This window comes from Streptococcus sp. oral taxon 061 (assembly GCF_964211575.1).
GTDB lineage: Bacteria > Bacillota > Bacilli > Lactobacillales > Streptococcaceae > Streptococcus.
Genome location: NZ_CAXOQQ010000004.1, coordinates 114,239 through 131,238, shown reverse-complemented (window position 1 = coordinate 131,238; position 17,000 = coordinate 114,239). Strand labels below are relative to the sequence as shown.

Here is a 17,000-nt window from a genome sequence, read left to right as displayed (position 1 = left end):
TTCATTTGTTTCATATATAGAATATCATATCCTATGGAAAATGAAAAGAATTTCTAAAGAAAAAGCCCAGCGTTAGGAGCTTCAACTGCTCTTAACACTAGACTATTTTGAATCTTAATAATACTCACCCTGACGGTAGTCCCATGAGTTAAAGGTATCTGATAAGTGCATCATGATTTTATCAATATCCAGTCCTTTACGGATCACAACTGGCGCTGGTGAAGTTGAACGTGCTCCACCTTGTTCTGGGATGAGTTTTCCATCCTTATCAACCATAGAGACCATCACACCTTGCTCGTAACGAGTTTCAATCGTTTTGTCTGGCTGGATAGATGCAACATAGTCGTCAGCTTCAATGACAAGGTCCACTGCCCCTTCGATACGTTGACCGATTCCTTCAACCTTACCACGATTTCCTTTTCCTGATGGGTTAGCTGATGAAGCATATACCATTTTGCCTTCTTCCCAAAGTTTGGCAGCCAATTGTTCACCAGCTTTACCAAACTTGATGACAAAACAGCTAGTACCACGAACGTCAGTCATGAGTTCTTCACGGCCATCACCGTATGCTTTCAATTTTTCAAAGGCTTCTGGTTTCCATGGAAGGATACAACCAAGAAGAATGTCTTCATCCCAGTGTTTTTGATAGAAGGCTTCAGTTTCTGGGTTGAGTTGTGCTAAAGCGCGAAGCTCGTCCATGCTACCACAGAGAACTACTCCTGGTTTATTACGATTACGTTCTTTGGCTTCAAACTTACGTTCAAGTCCTGCCTTGTCACTAGTCATGATAATGTAACCAACTTTTGTAGGGCAAACGATACATCCGCCCTCACCTTTCAAGATTTCATAGCCTTCTTGTGAAAGTGTTCCCTTCCATTGAATGTGTTTTGTCATAGTTCTATTTCCTTTTCTATTTTTTTATTCTTGCCAGTAGGCTGGGCGTTGTTTTTCATAAGCAGCAATCAAGTCTTCATACTGCAAGGTAATACCGATATCATCTAAACCATTTAAGAGCTTGTGTTTCCATTCACTATCAATTTCGAAAGTGAATTCTCCAACTGGTGTGATGATTGTTTGTTGTTCCAAATCCACAGTTACCTGGTCAGTCGGTTTGAGTTGGGCTAGCTTTTCTCTAACCTCCCTAGGCTGAACAATAGGCAACATACCATTATTGAGCTCATTATTGTAATGAATATCTCCAAAAGATCCTGCAATCACGACCTTAAAGCCATAGTCTGCTAATGCCCAAGCTGCGTGCTCTCTAGAAGAGCCAGCCCCAAAGTTATCTCCTGTGATTAGAATACTGGCTTTGCGATATTCAGGTCGGTTAAAGACAAAGTCGGGATCCTCAGTGTACTTATCATCTAGATAACGCCAAGCATACATGAGATATTTGCCAAAGCCTTTCTTGTCAATTAACTTCAGAAACTGTTTTGGAAGGATTTGGTCGGTATCGATATTATCATTCATAAGAGGAACCGTTGTTCCTGTATAAACTGTAAATTTTTCCATATCCTCTCCTTACTGGGCCTCTGGCATTTGCCGAACGTCTACGAAACGTCCTGCGATAGCTGCCGCAGCTGCCATTGCTGGACTGCAAAGATGGGTCTTCGCTCCAAATCCCTGTCTATCTTCAAAGTTACGATTGCTGGTCGAGGCACAGTGAACACCATCTGGTACCTTGTCAGGATTCATCCCTAGACACATAGAGCAACCTGGATCTCTCCACTCGAAGCCGGCATCTAAGAAAACCTTATCCAAGCCCAACTTCTCAGCAGCTCGTTTAACAGGACGAGAACCTGGTACTACGATTGCTGTTAGATTGGGAGCAATCTTCTTCCCTTTGACAAATCGCGCAGCCAGTTGCAAATCGCTAAGTCTAGAGTTGGTACAAGAACCAATAAAGACATAACCTAGTTGGATATCTTCTGGTTTTTGACCTGGTTGCAAATCCATGTAATCATAAGCACGTTCATCATTCATATCCTTAATTTCTGGGAAGCTAGAATCAAAGTCAACACCCATAGCGGGATTAGTACCCCAAGTCACCATAGGAGCCAATTCAGAGACATCCATTCGGATAACCTTGTCATAAACGGCATCGTCGTCGCTAACAAGCCTTTTCCAATCAGCAATTGCTGCGTCAAAATCCTTAGGAACACACTCACGTCCCTTTAGATAGTCATAGGTGGTTTGGTCTGGATTCATGATTCCCATCTTGGATCCAAACTCGATAGACATATTGCAGATGGTCATTCGCTCTTCCATACTAAGTGCATCAATGACCTGACCTCGATACTCCACCACGTAGCCAACACCACAAGCAACACCATACTTGGCAATCAAGGCTAAAATGAAATCCTTGGAATAGACTCCCTTTTGAGGAACTCCAGTGAATTCCACCAACATCTTCTTGGGTTTAACCTGCCAAATGGTTTGCGTAGCAAATACGTGCTCGACTTCACTGGTTCCAATCCCAAAGGCAATCGCTCCAAAAGCTCCATGGGTTGCCGTATGACTATCTCCACAGACGATAAATTTTCCTGGTTGTGTTCGTCCTGTTTCTGGACCAACCATGTGAACGATACCTTGTTTTTCAGAACCGTGGGCCGCATGTTCAATCCCGAATTCCTCAACATTTTCAGCTAACTTATCAATTTGAGCCTTGGAAATCACATCCCGAATATCGTAGATATTGACGGTCGGAACATTATGATCAAAAGTTCCAAATGTCAAGTCTGGTCGTCTCAATCTTCTCCCTGCATCTCGTAATCCTTGAAAAGCTTGAGGACTGGTCACTTCATGAATGTAGTGTTGATCCACATACATGAGTTGCGGTTGACCCTCTTCTCCTGTGATTACATGGAGGTCCCATAATTTATCAAAAATTGATTTTCCTGCCATTCATTACCTCCATATCAAATACAAAGCTACTAGTGTAGTCACTATTCCTAGGAACCAAACCGTTTTAAAATACCATTTTCTAGTCTTGTGGTGAAAGGTGATTCCTGCTAACCAGGCACCAAAACCACCACAAAAGAATGCAAATGATAATAAATATTTTTCTGGGATTCGCCAAGCACCTCTTTTGGCTTTAGATTTATCAACACCATAAATCATAAATATAAATAGATTCCAAATCAAAATAGCAAAAGTAATTCCTTGATTTATCTTCATAATCTTTCAATGATGGCTTCCGTCATTTCCTTGGTCGAAGCCTGTCCTCCTAAATCTCTCGTTAAAATACCTGCAGCTAGACTTGCATCAACAGAACGCTCGATACGCTCCGCATCCTCATAACGTCCAAAACTATCACGCAACATCATAGCGACTGATAAAATCATGGAAATTGGATTGGCAATGCCTTGACCTGCTATATCAGGTGCTGAACCATGAATCGGTTCATAAAGGCTCGGTCCATTTTCAGAGTGACTAGCCGATGGCATAACTCCAAGTGTACCAGATAGAACGCTAGACTCATCAGATAAAATATCTCCGAAAAGATTCTCTGTCACGATAACATCAAACTTGGCTGGATTTGTAATCATGAGCATGGCAGCCGAGTCGACTAGCTGGTGCTCCAAGGTTACATCCGGAAAAACTTTTGCGACTTCTTCAGCCACTTTCCTCCAGAGTTTTGAAGTTGCTAACACATTTTGTTTATCGATACTTGTAACGACTTTTCTCCGATTCCTTGCGATTTCAAAAGCCTTACGAATAATCCGCTCCACTTCCTCATAGCTATAGTCATTGATATCACGTGCCGATTTCTCTTCAAGGATATGTTCACCAAAGTAAATCCCACCTGTCAACTCACGTACTACAACAAAGTCAACACCAGCAATTCGTTCTGGCTTCAGAGGTGATAAATGCTTGAGACTCTCAAAAATTTTAACCGGACGAATATTGGCATAAAGATTCAATTCCTTGCGGAGTGCCAAAAGCCCTTGTTCGGGTCGAACTGGAGCATCATCATACTGAGGACTACCAATTGCAGCTAGCAGAATAGCGTCCGCTTCTCTAGCAGCCTTTAAAGTTTCATCTGGTAAGGGATTTCCTGTAGCATCAATACCAGCACCTCCAAATGGTCGTCTGTCTATCTCAAAGTCAAATCCTGTTTTTTCGGATACCGATGCAAGAACTTCTAAACCAGCTTCCATAATTTCTGGTCCAATTCCGTCGCCTGCTAGGGCAACTATTTTCTTTGTCATAGAATTCTCCTTTAAACACTAGGCATGTCACGGTAGGAAAGATTTGGGCCGATCTCGCCAGTATTCTCTTTTTGAACAAGGCTATTGGCATTAATGTATGCAATAGCTGAAGCCTTTAGTACATCAAAATCAAGTCCGGCCGCGTTAAAGATGGTTTCTGTATCTTTGTTTTCAACAGTAACTAAGACTCTAGCCTGGGCATCGATTCCATCTGTTACTGCATCAATAGTGTAGGATACCAAGCGAACAGATTGATTAAAGAACTTGTCAACAGCGTTAAAGATAGCCTCAACAGAACCTTGTCCAGTCGCATTAAAGTCGACTTTCTCACCATCCAAATTAGCCAATCTGACAGTCGCTTCAATTTCATTTTCCGCATGAGTTTGAAGTTGTAAATCATCAAAGTGAAAGCCTTCTGGGTTTTCAACCATGGTTCCAGCTACCAGAGCACGAATATCCGCGTCTGTGACTTCTTGTTTCTTATCTGCAAGTGATTTGAATTTGTCAAAGAGTGGCTTAATATCCTCTTCTGTGAAGTCTAAGGCCAGTTCTCTCAGTTTTTCTACAAAGGCATGGCGACCAGATAATTTTCCAAGCGGAAGACTATTACTCTTTACACCCACCAATTCTGGTGTTATGATTTCATAGGTAAGTGGGTTTTTAAGAACTCCGTCTTGGTGAATACCTGATTCATGAGAAAAGGCATTTCCACCGACAACTGCCTTATTTTTGGGAACTGGAATTCCTGAAAAACGAGAAACCATTTCAGAAGTATTGATGGTTTCATTTAGGACAATACTTGTCTCTGCTTGGTAATAATCTTGGCGAATATTGAGAGCTACTGCTATTTCTTCTAAAGCAGCATTCCCAGCTCGTTCTCCAATACCGTTAATGGTTCCTTCGACACGTCCTGCACCATTCTTTACAGCTGCAAGGCTATTTGCTACTGCCATTCCGAGGTCATCATGACAGTGAGGAGAATAGATAATCTGACGGTCTGTTTGGACATTGTCAATCAGATATTTAAAGATACTTCCGTATTCCTCTGGAGTTGTAAAACCTACTGTATCAGGAATATTGATATAAGTCGCACCCGCATCAATCGCAGTTTGAACGACTTGTAGGAGAAAGTCCAGCTCAGTTCTAGTCGCATCTTCTGGAGAGAATTCTACTACTTCAAACTTACTCCGTGCATAGGAAACATGTTCACTGATCGCTTCCAAAATCTCTTCCTTACTCTTATTGAGCTTATACTTACGATGAATAGGACTTGTTGCTATAAAGACATGTATTTGTGGATACTTAGCATCCTTGAGTGCTTCATAACAAGCGTCAATATCTGATTTAACAGAACGAGCTAAGCCTGTCACGGCTGTTTTTTTCATAGCCTTAGCAATTTCTTGAACAGCTGTAAATGAATCTGGACTGGCAGCCGGAAAACCAGCTTCGATTGCTGAAATTCCCCATTTCTCTAGCTGTTTTGCTATAGCAACCTTTTCCTTTATTGAAAAATTGACACCTGGTGTCTGCTCACCATCTCGAAGACTGGTATCTAAAAACTCAACTACACGCATGAGAATTCTCCCTTCACATTTTCGATATAGAAAAAACATCTCGCTCGGGGTTCCAAGCGAGATGTTGATTTACTCCCGCTTGGTAAGCCAAACAGGACTAATGCTTTTGCACTAGTCCGAGTACCTCAACAACAAAGCAAATTGATTAAACTTAGCTGTTTTCATGTTTGGCTTTCTCCTTTGTTTGATGTCTTGTTTAGTATTCTAGCATAGGAAAAATCACTTGTCAAGAAAAAATCCAATATTTTCTGAAAATTTCTTCAATAAAGAATATTTTGCGAATTGAAAGTATTTGAAAACTCAAATATATTTATTTCTTAGAAGTCAAAAACCAACTTCTCTCAAATAATTCAAGGACCTTTTCGTCAGTTAGAGTTTCATCAAGTGGAAGACTAATCCAATAGCGTTTATTCATATGAAAGGCTGGATAAATCCCATTTTGTGAAAGCAAGTCAGCTACTTGGTCGTGTTTGAGGTTGACTGCTTCCACTAGCCCTTCTCTACCCTTATCTAGCCTATCCCAAGGAATTCTCATTAAAATAGCATACCACTTCTGATTATCTTCATGACGCAAAACCGCCGTATCAGGTGATTTCTCCCATAGATATTCCAGCTGATTGCCATACTTTTCTTGAACAAGCGTCATGATTCTCTTGGTCTGTGGACAGAGAAATTCCTGTACCTCAAAACAAGCCTTTCGAATGCCATAAAGAACTTCTAAACAAGCCTCTCGAACGCTTCCGGCAAAAGTACCTCTCATACTTTCCATATGAACTTGAGGATAGAGGTCCCTAGTTTCTTGGTCATAAACTCGAAAACTTAAGTCCCCATCCTCAACTGTAACCATCATGAGAAAATCTCCCTGCAAGATAGTCGAACTATAGGTCCATACACCTTGATTTTCTACAAAACCATACTCTTTAGCCTTTTTACTATTAAACTGATAGGCTTTAAAAATTTCAAACATAAGCGAAAACTGCTACCAAAAGCTAGCAGTTCCTTTCTATTTTTTAAAAGACAACCTTTGTTCCATGTAATTGTGTCACGCCCAGTTGATCGATAAAGGTTTGACGGTTGTCCATGTCAATCCCACCACCCGGTAAAATTTCGATTTTTCCTGCAGCGTGTTCTAAAATTCTGCGGTAGTGAGCAAAACGTTTCTCTAACGAGTCGCCAGATACACCAGCTCGAGTGAGGATGCGTGTTACACCAGCCTGGCTGAGCCAATCAATGGCTTCCAACTGCTCTTCATCGCTCAAATCATCGAAAGCCATGTGGAAGACAATCTCCATACCTTTAGATGCAGAAATCAACTTTTCGAGGTTAGCCTTATCCAATTTCTTATCTGCTGTTAAGGCACCAAAGACAACCCCTTGGCTTCCTGCTTGAGCAGTTAGACGAATATCCTCAAGCATAATAGAAATCTCGAGGTCATTGTAAACAAAGTCACCACCACGTGGACGAATCATAGTCATGATGGTCGTATCATAGTCGGCCGCCAGTTCCACAGCTGCCTTTGTCACTCCGTAGCTTGGAGTTGTTCCACCAACTGCTAAATTATCACAGAGCTCAATACGGCGAGCTCCAGCTTGCATAGCCTTTTCAAGCAAGGTTACATTTTCAGCACAAAATTCGTAAATCATTTGATACTCCTTGAAGGTTTCTTTGATATTATTATATCATATTGTTTTAAGTAACCCCTACTTTTTATCAAGGAAAATCATGACTTTTTTAGCTATTCTTTATCTGGTATCACCTTAAAGAGATAATAGGTTATAAATACTGTTAAGCAGCCTAAAGCAATTTTTACAGGTAAGAGCGGAGCAAAATAAATCGAGATACCCATCAAAATATAAATCGATACGATAATCTTCTTCTTCCGTTCACGCGCAATAGACTTAGTTTCTCTAAAGTCCGCAACATAGGTTTGGTAGAGCTTGGTATGATAGAGCCAATCTTCAAAACGTTTAGAAGATTTTGAAAAACAAGCTATTGACAACAAGAGAAAGGGAGTTGTTGGCAATAGTGGCAAGGCAACTCCAACGATTGCCAAAGCTAGTGAAATGAATCCGATACTGAGATAAATGATGCGCATATCTACTCCTAAGTAAGAATAATCTTCTTCTAGTTAAGCATAAAAAGATAAAATCTGTCAAGTTTAAATTAAAAAGAGCTGAAATTATCATTTCAGCCCTAATTATTTTTATTTAATCTTTTCTTCTTCGTAGTCACCATTGCTACATACGATCTGTTTCCCGCCACCACGGATTTTTTTCTCCATGAGGAAGTGACCACATTTAGGACAATCACGTCCAACAGGTTTATCCCAAGAGGTAAACTCACATTCTGGATAACGATTGCATCCATAGAAAATACGATTACGTTTGGTTTTGCGTTCGATGATTTGCCCTTGATGACAATTTGGACATGTAACACCGACTTCTTTAACAATGGCTTGCGTATGTCGACAATCTGGAAAATTACTACATGCGTAAAACTTACCGAAGCGTCCAATCTTAATTACCATAGGACTACCACAAACTTCACAGTCAAATCCAGCTGGCTCATCCTTGATTTGAATTTTTTCCATCTCTGCTTCAGCTTTTGCGACCTCTTTAGAGAATGGTTTGTAAAATTCATCAATAACCCGTTGCCACTCTTCTTTTCCGACCTCGACATCGTCCAGTTTACCTTCCATTTCAGCGGTAAATTTCACGTTAACAATGTCTGGGAAGTATTCAACAATCAGCTTGTTAACGACTTGACCTAGTTCAGTTGGTTCAAAGCGTTTAGATGCTAGTCTTACATAGTAACGTTTTTGGATTGTTTCAATAGTTGGAGCATAGGTAGATGGGCGTCCAACTCCGTTTTCTTCCAAGGTCTTAATCAAAGTAGCCTCAGAATATCGTGCCGGTGGTTGTGTGAAATGTTGTTCAGGTTTGCTATTAACCTGTTTGACCACATCTCCTACTTCCATATCAGGCAGCATCTTATTTTTATCAGAATCATTGTAAATGGCTAAATAACCATCAAATTTAACCTGACTACCATTCGCTGCGAATTGAACACCATTTTGCGAAAGTTTAACAGCCATGGTATCAAAAATTGCACCAGTCATTTGACTCGCTACAAAGCGGTTCCAGATAAGGGTATAAAGTTTTAGCTGGTCTTTATCCAAATACTTAGCAATTTTCTCAGGTGTATTAAAGACACTTGAAGGACGAATAGCTTCGTGGGCGTCTTGAGCGCCAGAGGCATTTTTCACCTTGCTACCATGTTTAGAATACTTACTACCAAAACGTTCATTGATGTAGCTAGCGGCTTCATTCTGAGCAACTGGACTGATACGAGTAGAATCCGTACGCATATAGGTGATCAAACCTTGGACACCTGTACCAATATTGATTCCTTCATAGAGTTGCTGAGCAACCATCATCGTCTTTCGAGTACGGAAGTTAATCTTGTTAGCAGCATCCATCTGCATAGAAGACGTTGTATATGGAAGAGGAGCATTGCGCTTTCTTTCCTTTTTATCTACTTGATCAACTGTAAAATCCTTGCTGTTCAAATGAGATAAAACTTTTTTGACTTCATCATTGGTAGTCAACTTCATCTTCTTACCATTCATTCCGTTGAAAGAAGCTTGGAATTGCTTGGTTCCCTTTTTGAAGGTATCATCAATCGTCCAATATTCTTCTGGTTGGAAGGCATTGATTTCATTTTCCCGATCAATGATTAGCTTAAGAGCAACAGACTGTACACGCCCTGCTGACAAGCCTTTTTTAACCTTTTTCCAAAGAATTGGTGAAATTGAATACCCCACTAAACGGTCCAAAACACGACGGGCTTGTTGGGCATCGACCAAATCCATATTGATTTTACGAGGTTCTTTAAATGCATTCTTAACCGCATCCTTGGTAATTTCGTTGAAAACAACGCGATTAGTATCATTCTCATCCAATTCAAGAATATGCGCCAAATGCCAAGAAATAGCTTCTCCTTCACGGTCCGGGTCACTCGCAAGAAAGACTTTATTCGCCTTCTTAGCTTCTTTTTTCAAATCATTGATGAGAGGACCTTTCCCACGAATATTGATATATTGCGGTTCGTAATTATTTTCCACGTCGACTGACATACTTGACTTTTTCAAATCACGGATATGTCCCACGCTGGCCAAAACCTTATAATTGCGTCCTAGATATTTTTCAATCGTCTTCGCCTTAGCAGGCGATTCCACGATTACAAGATTTTTTTTACTTGTTGATTTTTTCTTTTTGGTTGCCGTTACCACAGTATCACACCTTTTCAAAGTAATAAACTTTATAAAGTGTAAACCATTTTTAAAAACCTGTCAAGACATAACACCCATATAATAGAAGAAAAGTTTGCTAAATGAAATCATTTTATTCGTTAAAACTCAAACTCAGCAAGAATATCTTGCCCACAGGTTGCTAACTTCGCTCCTTCTTGGATCAAATGGTGACAACCATCTGAACGACCATCTAAAATGGAACCTGGAATTGCAAAAACATCTCTTCCTTCCTCCATGGCACGCTCACAAGTGATTAAGCTTCCAGATCTCATTTTAGCTTCTGCAACGATGACTCCTCGACACAATCCCGCAATAATACGATTTCTTGCAGGAAAGTGAAATTTCAAGGGTTCTTCTCCTGGACCGTACTCACTTAGTGCTAAATGATTGTCTCCAATATATTCTTGAAGGCGTTTATTGGAGCGGGGATAATAGACATCTAAACCAGTCCCAATCACTGCAATCGTTTTGCCCCCAGTTTGTAGAACAGACATATGGGCTGCTGTATCAATTCCTCTAGCAAGTCCACTCACCACAACTAATTCATTTTCCAATTCTTCAATGATTTTACGGACTGATTTGGTTCCTATTTGACTACAAGAGCGACTACCAACAACAGCAACCTTGGGTAATTTTAAGAGATTTAGATCTCCTTTATAAAAAAGCAATACAGGTGCATCATAAATTTCACTGAGTGAAATGGGATAAACATCATCCAAAATTGAAAATGATGGGAACTTTTCAAAATCTTTCTTCAGGCGTTCCATACTTTCAAAAGTCAGTTTATGATACCGCTCCATAAAAACTACTGGATTACGACACTCCGATGCTTCAGCGATTTTCTCTAAACTCAATTCCTGATCATAAATTTCTCCGTATTGAAGTACTTTCAGAACCTGCTGATTACTTAAACCTGCTTGCTTTAACTTATAAATCTCGAAATTATCAATCTTAATTTTCATGATCGACTCCTTTTTTCTCTCTCTATTTATATATTCGTAGAAAAAGAAAAAAACTTCCAACAATTTTACTTGTTAAGAAATTTTTTTAATATTTGTTATTTTAATAATCAGGTCGAAGGACTCCGGTGACAGTCGCCTTGGTCGCTTCATAGTCTCCATCAATAACAACCTTGATAATGCGTTTAGCATCCTCTTCAGGCGCAGGAACCAATGGGAGGCGAGTTGGACCAGCTTCAAATCCCATATAGTTGAGGACAGCCTTAACAGGTGCAGGACTTGGGTATGAGAAGAGAGCATTAACCTTGGGAATAAACTTACGTTGAATAGCTGCCGCTTTCTTCATATCACTCTCTTCAATCGCAGTGAACATTTCATACATTTCATCACCATTGGTATGAGAAGCAACAGAGATAACCCCGTCAGCACCAAGGTTCATAGCATGGAAAGCATCTCCATCTTCACCAGTGTAGATCAGGAATTCTTCTGGTTTATGCTCAATCAAATAAGCCATATTTGCAAGGCTGGTACATTCCTTGACACCAATGATATTTGGATGTTCCGCTAAGCGAAGCATGGTTTCTGGTGTCAACTCAACTACTACACGACCTGGAATATTATAGATAATGATGGGTAAATCAGAGGCATCTGCAATAGCTTTAAAGTGTTGATACATTCCTTCTTGAGAAGGTTTATTGTAGTAAGGAACAATTGCGAGACCAGCCGCAAAGCCTCCAAATTCTGCTACTTCTTTGACGAACTCAATAGAGTCGCGTGTATCATTAGTACCAACACCAGCAATTAAAGGAACACGTCCATTAACAACCTTCTGAACTGCCGCAAACAACTGTAACTCCTCATCGTGAGTAAGAGTCGGACTCTCAGCAGTCGTCCCCGCCAAGAGAATTCCGTCTGTGTGATGTGCCAATAGATGTTCAATCAATTTCGGAATCGCGTCGAAATTTATGGAGCCATCTTCATGAAAAGGGGTAATAAAAGCAGTGATAATTTTACATTCTTTTAAATCTTGATAAGCCATAGAAGAAACCTTTCTCTATATAAGAAAGAGGCTGGGGCTTACTTGCCTTTGCCTCCTGTTCTGTTCGTAAAATAAGAGGAAGAAATCAAACTCTTCAAGTTACTGATTTCTGTTTCATAACGCAGTGGTTGATTGGAACTACTCATGTTTGCAACATTCGTACTTACTAATCAACTGTGCGGGGGGAGTATAAAAGTCCGGTGGACTTTTATAGCCTGAGCCTTAAATTATAAAAGCGAGGAAGAAATCAAACTCTTCGAGTTACTGATTTCTGTTTTGCTCCCTATTTCAATTCAAATTTTAATTCTGTAGTTGGACGAACCAAACCACGTTCATGTAAAGTCTCTGCAATTTGCACTGAGTTCCAAGCAGCACCCTTGAGAAGGTTATCAGATACCACCCACATATGGATCCCTTTTTCAGCATCCAAGTCTTTACGGATACGACCAACAAATGTGTCGCGAGAACCAACCGCATTGATAGCTTGTGGATAGATTTGGTGAGCCACATCGTCTTCAAGAACTGCACCCGGGAAGGCAGCAATCGCAGCTTTGACTTCATCGATTGGAGCCACTTCTTTTGTTTCAATATAAACTGACTCAGAGTGAGCTGACAAGACAGGAATACGCACGCAAGTTGCTGAAACAGCAATGCTATCGTCTTCCATGATCTTCTTAGTTTCGTTTGTCATCTTCATTTCTTCATAAGTGTAGTCATTATCGGTGAAGACGTCAATTTGAGGAAGAGCATTAAAGGCGATTGGATAGTGCTTCTTATCTCCACCTGAAGGTAAGATTTCCGCATGCAAATCACGTGGATTTACACCATCATTCAATACTTCACGCAATTCACGTTGTGTCTCAAGAATGGCTCCCATACCAGCACCTGAAACAGCTTGATAAGTTGAAACGATGATACGGTCTAAGCCCCATTTTTGACGAACTGGTTCAAGAGCTACCATCATTTGAATAGTTGAACAGTTAGGACATGCAATGATCCCATTATGAGCATCAAGGGCATGGGCGTTTACTTCAGGAACAACCAATGGCACATCTGGATTTTGACGGAAATAAGAAGTGTTATCTACCACTACTGCCCCTGCTTTAACAGCATAAGGTGCGTATTTTGCAGAAGTTGAACCACCAGCAGAGAAGAGAGCAATATCAACTCCTTCAAAAGCTTCTTCTGTTGTTTCTTCAATAGTCACATCTTGGCCCTTGAATTGCAAGACCTTTCCTGCAGAACGTGCAGACGCAAGGTAGCGAATCTTATCGATTGGAAGAATTGATTCTTCCAACATTTTGATCATTTGAGCACCAACGGCTCCTGTAGCACCGACAACAGCAACTGTATATCCCATAACAAACCTCTTTTGGAATTTTCTAAAAATTTCTATAATAGAAACATTATACTACTTTTTAGAAAAATTGAAAAGTCTTTACCTTATCTATTTTCTGAAATTGACAAGAAAAAAGGTCGCTATCATTAGCGAACCTTTTTCAAAAAATTTACAAATTAATATCTTTGTTTATACGGTTTATTAAATGCTGCCAAGACATCTGACGGAGTGTCTGAATAAGATTTGATTTCTTTTAAATCTCCCTTTACGATAATCCGTTCGGTTGCATCATAGTCTACACAAGTCACCAAGGTAATTTCATTGATACCTTCACGATCATCAATTTCATCAACTCGATCTGGGGTTACGTGTTTCACTTCCCGAATATCGTAGGTATAAACTTTATCCTTATCAGTCAGATAAATCTTCATTCCTTCTTTGGCATTAACCAAAGGAGAAAATAGCATTTGGCTAGCATTCTCAGCTGTAAAGATATGGTGACTAGCTAGAGAATAATTTCCTTCACCCATTTTTTGATTTGGTTTCATGGTTCCTGCTCCGTAGAACAAGTTTACATTGTCCAAACCTTTAAAGATTGGCAAGTTGATTTCTACTTCAGGAACTGCAATTCCACCTATAACGGGCAACTGTTGTGCATCCCATTGGGATGATAAAACAGCCTCCGAAGAAATAGCTTTCACGGAATTAAAATCAAAATTCCCTTCTGCACCATTGTTTTCTTCTAGCTTCTCTTTTGAGACTTGACTAACTTGATACTTGTTAGTATTCCAAACCATAAAGATATTACGAATCTTTGAGTTAAAAATCAAGGCTAGAGACAAAAGGATTAGAAAGCCAGCTAAAATATTAATCAGCAGATTCTTACGTTTATTTTTTTTACTCTTAGTTCTTTTTTGAGACATTATTCTTCACTTTCTGTTTCGTTTTCTGCCCCAACTTCTTCTTTCTCAGCTGCCGCAACTGTTGTAAAGGTTACAATCTTAGCGTTCTCATCTAAACGCATAACCTTAACTCCCATGGTTGAACGTCCAGTTTGAGAAATATTGGCAACATTTGTACGAATCATGACACCGGTATCTGTGATAACCATCAAATCTTCGTCACCTTTTACTGTGAGAAGGCCTGCAAGTTGACCGTTTTTATCAGTAATATTAGCAGTTTTCATACCTTTACCAGCACGACCTTTAGTTGGATATTCAGTGGCAACTGTACGCTTACCGTATCCTTTTTCAGTAATGATAAGAACTTCATCTTTATCGGTAATCACTCTAGCTCCAACTACAGCATCTCCTTCACGAAGATTTACTCCTTTAACACCTGTGGCGCTACGGCTCATGCTACGAACGGATGATTGATTGAAACGAACTGCATAGCCTAACTTAGTACCGATAATGATATCAGTATCTTCTTGAGTCAGAAGAACATTGATCAATTCATCCTCTTCTTTCAAATTCAAGGCTTTGAGACCATTTTGACGAATGTTAGCAAATTCTTTGACGCTGGTTCTCTTAACGATACCTGCTCGAGTTGTAAAGAAGATGTATGCATCATCACTACGTTCTGATTCGACATTAATGATAGTTTGGATGCTTTCTCCCTCATCCAGTTTTAAGAGGTTAACTACAGGCAATCCCTTGGCTGTACGACCATATTCTGGTATTTCATAACCTTTCAAACGATAGACACGACCTTTGTTGGTAAAGAAGAGCAAGTGATCATGGGTGCTGGTAGAAACCAACTCACGGACAAAGTCATCATCCTTGACTCCTGTACCCTGTACGCCACGTCCACCACGTTTTTGGGCAGTAAACTCGTCTTGGTCCAAACGCTTAATGTAACCTTTATTTGATAGAGTGATAAGAACATCAGACTCTTCAATCAAGTCTTCATCTTCAAGGGTCAAGACTTCACCAATCATTAACTCAGTACGACGTTTATCGCCAAACTTGCGTTTGACTTCATCCAATTCTTCCTTGATGATTTGGGCCACGCGTTCTGGTTTAGCAAGAATATCTGCTAAGTCGGCAATCAAAGCAATGAGGTCATCATATTCGGATTGAATCTTATCACGTTCCAAACCTGTCAAACGACGAAGACGCATGTCTAGAATTGCTTGGCTTTGACGTTCAGATAGCTTGAACTTGCTCATCAATTCTGCTTGAGCTTCTTGGTCAGTTTCGCTGGCACGGATGATACGAATGACTTCATCAATATGATCCAGAGCAATTAGCAAACCTTCCAAGATATGTGCGCGTGCCTCAGCTTTTTCTTTGTCAAATTGAGTACGACGAGTCACAACTTCTTTTTGATGCTCAATATAAGCATCTAAGATTTGGCGAAGCGATAAAATCTTTGGAACACCATTTTGAATAGCAAGCATGTTAAAGCCGAAGCTGGTCTGCATCTGAGTCATCTTGAATAAGTTGTTCAAAATAACATTAGCTGATGCGTCGCGTCTAACTTCAATAACAAAGCGAACACCTTCACGGTTAGATTCATCACGAACAGCAGTAATTCCATCGATACGTTTTTCCTGAACTAAGCGCACAATATGTTCATGTACTTTGGTTTTGTTGACCATATATGGGAATTCAGTAACAACAATACGTTCACGACCCGTTTTAGTTTCCTCAATTACCGTACGAGAACGAAGAACAATAGATCCCTTACCAGTCTCATACGCCTTATGAATACCTGATTTACCCATAACTAGGGCACCAGTTGGGAAGTCTGGACCAGGCAAAACTTCCATCAAATCTTTGGTTGTAACTTCAGGATTATCCATGACGAGTTTAACAGCATCAATGGTTTCGCCCAAATTATGAGGTGGAATATTGGTCGCCATACCAACGGCAATACCTGTGGCACCATTGACCAAAAGATTTGGAAAACGAGCTGGTAAAACAACAGGTTCTCGTTCATTGGCATCATAGTTATCAACAAAATCAACAGTATTTTTATTGATATCGCGAAGCATTTCAAGAGCAATCTTGCTCATACGCGCTTCGGTATAACGTTGCGCGGCAGCACCATCACCGTCCATAGAACCAAAGTTACCGTGCCCATCTACAAGCATGTAGCGGTAGCTCCACCATTGAGCCATACGAACCATAGCTTCATAGATAGATAAGTCTCCGTGTGGGTGGTATTTACCCATTACATCCCCTGTAATACGGGCAGATTTCTTATGAGGTTTATCAGGCGTAACTCCTAATTCGTTCATTCCGTACAAAATACGACGATGAACAGGTTTCAATCCATCACGAACGTCAGGAAGAGCACGCGATACGATTACACTCATGGCGTAGTCGATAAAGCTAGTCTTCATCTCCTTGGTCAGATTGACATTCACTAAATTTTTATCTTGCATTAACAAATGCCTCATTTCACTATTAGTAACTAGATATATTATACCATAGTTTGGACTATTTTACAGTTTAACAACACGTGTAAAACGTTTACATATTTATCCCGAAGGTATATCCGTGACAAAGCCTTTCAAAAGTGATAGAATGAAATCAAATGGGGGTTCCCCCTTAATAAAA

Annotated in this window: 15 protein-coding genes; all 15 read right to left on the bottom strand. The window is 40.1% G+C overall.

Going from position 1 to position 17,000, the window contains the following annotated elements:
- Window positions 1-114 precede the first annotated feature (114 nt).
- The 15 genes from AB8E63_RS04510 to gyrA all read right to left on the bottom strand — a co-directional run bounded on the left by AB8E63_RS04510 (window position 115) and on the right by gyrA (window position 16,825).
- Complete coding sequence (locus AB8E63_RS04510) at window positions 115-894, bottom strand: L-threonylcarbamoyladenylate synthase (protein WP_368910156.1); 780 nt, start codon at window positions 892-894, stop codon at window positions 115-117.
- A gap of 24 nt (window positions 895-918) precedes the next feature.
- Window positions 919-1,512 carry a 3-isopropylmalate dehydratase small subunit gene (leuD, locus tag AB8E63_RS04505; protein ID WP_368910154.1) on the bottom strand — a complete coding sequence of 198 codons (594 nt, stop codon included), beginning with the start codon at window positions 1,510-1,512 and terminating at the stop codon, window positions 919-921.
- A gap of 9 nt (window positions 1,513-1,521) precedes the next feature.
- Window positions 1,522-2,904, bottom strand: coding sequence for a 3-isopropylmalate dehydratase large subunit (leuC, locus tag AB8E63_RS04500; protein WP_368910152.1), 1,383 nt, complete (start codon window positions 2,902-2,904; stop codon window positions 1,522-1,524).
- Between the two features lie 3 nt (window positions 2,905-2,907).
- Entirely contained in the window at window positions 2,908-3,177 is a 270-nt protein-coding gene (locus AB8E63_RS04495) for a DUF1294 domain-containing protein (RefSeq protein WP_368910150.1), read from the bottom strand.
- Window positions 3,174-4,211 (bottom strand): 3-isopropylmalate dehydrogenase, encoded by a 1,038-nt coding sequence (gene leuB / locus AB8E63_RS04490; protein WP_368910149.1) that lies wholly within the window; start codon window positions 4,209-4,211, stop codon window positions 3,174-3,176. The genes AB8E63_RS04495 and leuB overlap by 4 nt, the downstream gene beginning before the upstream one ends.
- Before the next feature lie 11 nt (window positions 4,212-4,222).
- Complete coding sequence (locus AB8E63_RS04485) at window positions 4,223-5,785, bottom strand: 2-isopropylmalate synthase (protein WP_368910147.1); 1,563 nt, start codon at window positions 5,783-5,785, stop codon at window positions 4,223-4,225.
- A gap of 310 nt (window positions 5,786-6,095) precedes the next feature.
- Complete coding sequence (locus AB8E63_RS04480; RefSeq protein WP_223332951.1) at window positions 6,096-6,752, bottom strand: MmcQ/YjbR family DNA-binding protein; 657 nt, start codon at window positions 6,750-6,752, stop codon at window positions 6,096-6,098.
- 43 nt (window positions 6,753-6,795) lie between these two features.
- On the bottom strand, window positions 6,796-7,428 hold the full coding sequence (locus tag AB8E63_RS04475; RefSeq protein ID WP_223332950.1) for a copper homeostasis protein CutC: 633 nt from the start codon (window positions 7,426-7,428) through the stop codon (window positions 6,796-6,798).
- Window positions 7,429-7,520: 92 nt separating this feature from the next.
- Window positions 7,521-7,880 carry a YbaN family protein gene (locus AB8E63_RS04470; RefSeq protein ID WP_223332949.1) on the bottom strand — a complete coding sequence of 120 codons (360 nt, stop codon included), beginning with the start codon at window positions 7,878-7,880 and terminating at the stop codon, window positions 7,521-7,523.
- A gap of 108 nt (window positions 7,881-7,988) precedes the next feature.
- The gene (topA, locus tag AB8E63_RS04465; protein WP_368910145.1) at window positions 7,989-10,076 is read right to left on the bottom strand and encodes a type I DNA topoisomerase; all 2,088 of its coding nucleotides are present in this window, start codon (window positions 10,074-10,076) and stop codon (window positions 7,989-7,991) included.
- A 119-nt stretch (window positions 10,077-10,195) separates the two neighbouring features.
- On the bottom strand, window positions 10,196-11,053 hold the full coding sequence (dprA, locus tag AB8E63_RS04460; RefSeq protein ID WP_348982806.1) for a DNA-processing protein DprA: 858 nt from the start codon (window positions 11,051-11,053) through the stop codon (window positions 10,196-10,198).
- A 106-nt stretch (window positions 11,054-11,159) separates the two neighbouring features.
- Entirely contained in the window at window positions 11,160-12,095 is a 936-nt protein-coding gene (gene dapA, locus AB8E63_RS04455; protein ID WP_036757606.1) for a 4-hydroxy-tetrahydrodipicolinate synthase, read from the bottom strand.
- Between the two features lie 283 nt (window positions 12,096-12,378).
- A complete protein-coding gene (locus tag AB8E63_RS04450; protein ID WP_368910143.1) occupies window positions 12,379-13,455 on the bottom strand; it encodes an aspartate-semialdehyde dehydrogenase in 1,077 nt (358 codons plus the stop codon).
- A 155-nt stretch (window positions 13,456-13,610) separates the two neighbouring features.
- Entirely contained in the window at window positions 13,611-14,357 is a 747-nt protein-coding gene (locus AB8E63_RS04445; RefSeq protein WP_320693427.1) for a class A sortase, read from the bottom strand.
- On the bottom strand, window positions 14,357-16,825 hold the full coding sequence (gene gyrA, locus AB8E63_RS04440) for a DNA gyrase subunit A (protein ID WP_368910141.1): 2,469 nt from the start codon (window positions 16,823-16,825) through the stop codon (window positions 14,357-14,359). The genes AB8E63_RS04445 and gyrA overlap by 1 nt, the downstream gene beginning before the upstream one ends.
- Window positions 16,826-17,000 lie beyond the last annotated feature (175 nt).

Coding starts and splice junctions, on each gene's coding strand:
- AB8E63_RS04485 (WP_368910147.1), bottom strand. CDS start 5,785: ATGCGTGTAGTTGAGTTTTTAGATACCAGTCTTCGAGATGGTGAGCAG.
- AB8E63_RS04480 (WP_223332951.1), bottom strand. CDS start 6,752: ATGTTTGAAATTTTTAAAGCCTATCAGTTTAATAGTAAAAAGGCTAAA.
- leuB (WP_368910149.1), bottom strand. CDS start 4,211: ATGACAAAGAAAATAGTTGCCCTAGCAGGCGACGGAATTGGACCAGAA.
- AB8E63_RS04475 (WP_223332950.1), bottom strand. CDS start 7,428: ATGATTTACGAATTTTGTGCTGAAAATGTAACCTTGCTTGAAAAGGCT.
- dapA (WP_036757606.1), bottom strand. CDS start 12,095: ATGGCTTATCAAGATTTAAAAGAATGTAAAATTATCACTGCTTTTATT.
- leuD (WP_368910154.1), bottom strand. CDS start 1,512: ATGGAAAAATTTACAGTTTATACAGGAACAACGGTTCCTCTTATGAAT.
- leuC (WP_368910152.1), bottom strand. CDS start 2,904: ATGGCAGGAAAATCAATTTTTGATAAATTATGGGACCTCCATGTAATC.
- AB8E63_RS04470 (WP_223332949.1), bottom strand. CDS start 7,880: ATGCGCATCATTTATCTCAGTATCGGATTCATTTCACTAGCTTTGGCA.
- AB8E63_RS04445 (WP_320693427.1), bottom strand. CDS start 14,357: ATGTCTCAAAAAAGAACTAAGAGTAAAAAAAATAAACGTAAGAATCTG.
- gyrA (WP_368910141.1), bottom strand. CDS start 16,825: ATGCAAGATAAAAATTTAGTGAATGTCAATCTGACCAAGGAGATGAAG.
- AB8E63_RS04495 (WP_368910150.1), bottom strand. CDS start 3,177: ATGAAGATAAATCAAGGAATTACTTTTGCTATTTTGATTTGGAATCTA.
- AB8E63_RS04450 (WP_368910143.1), bottom strand. CDS start 13,455: ATGGGATATACAGTTGCTGTTGTCGGTGCTACAGGAGCCGTTGGTGCT.
- AB8E63_RS04510 (WP_368910156.1), bottom strand. CDS start 894: ATGACAAAACACATTCAATGGAAGGGAACACTTTCACAAGAAGGCTAT.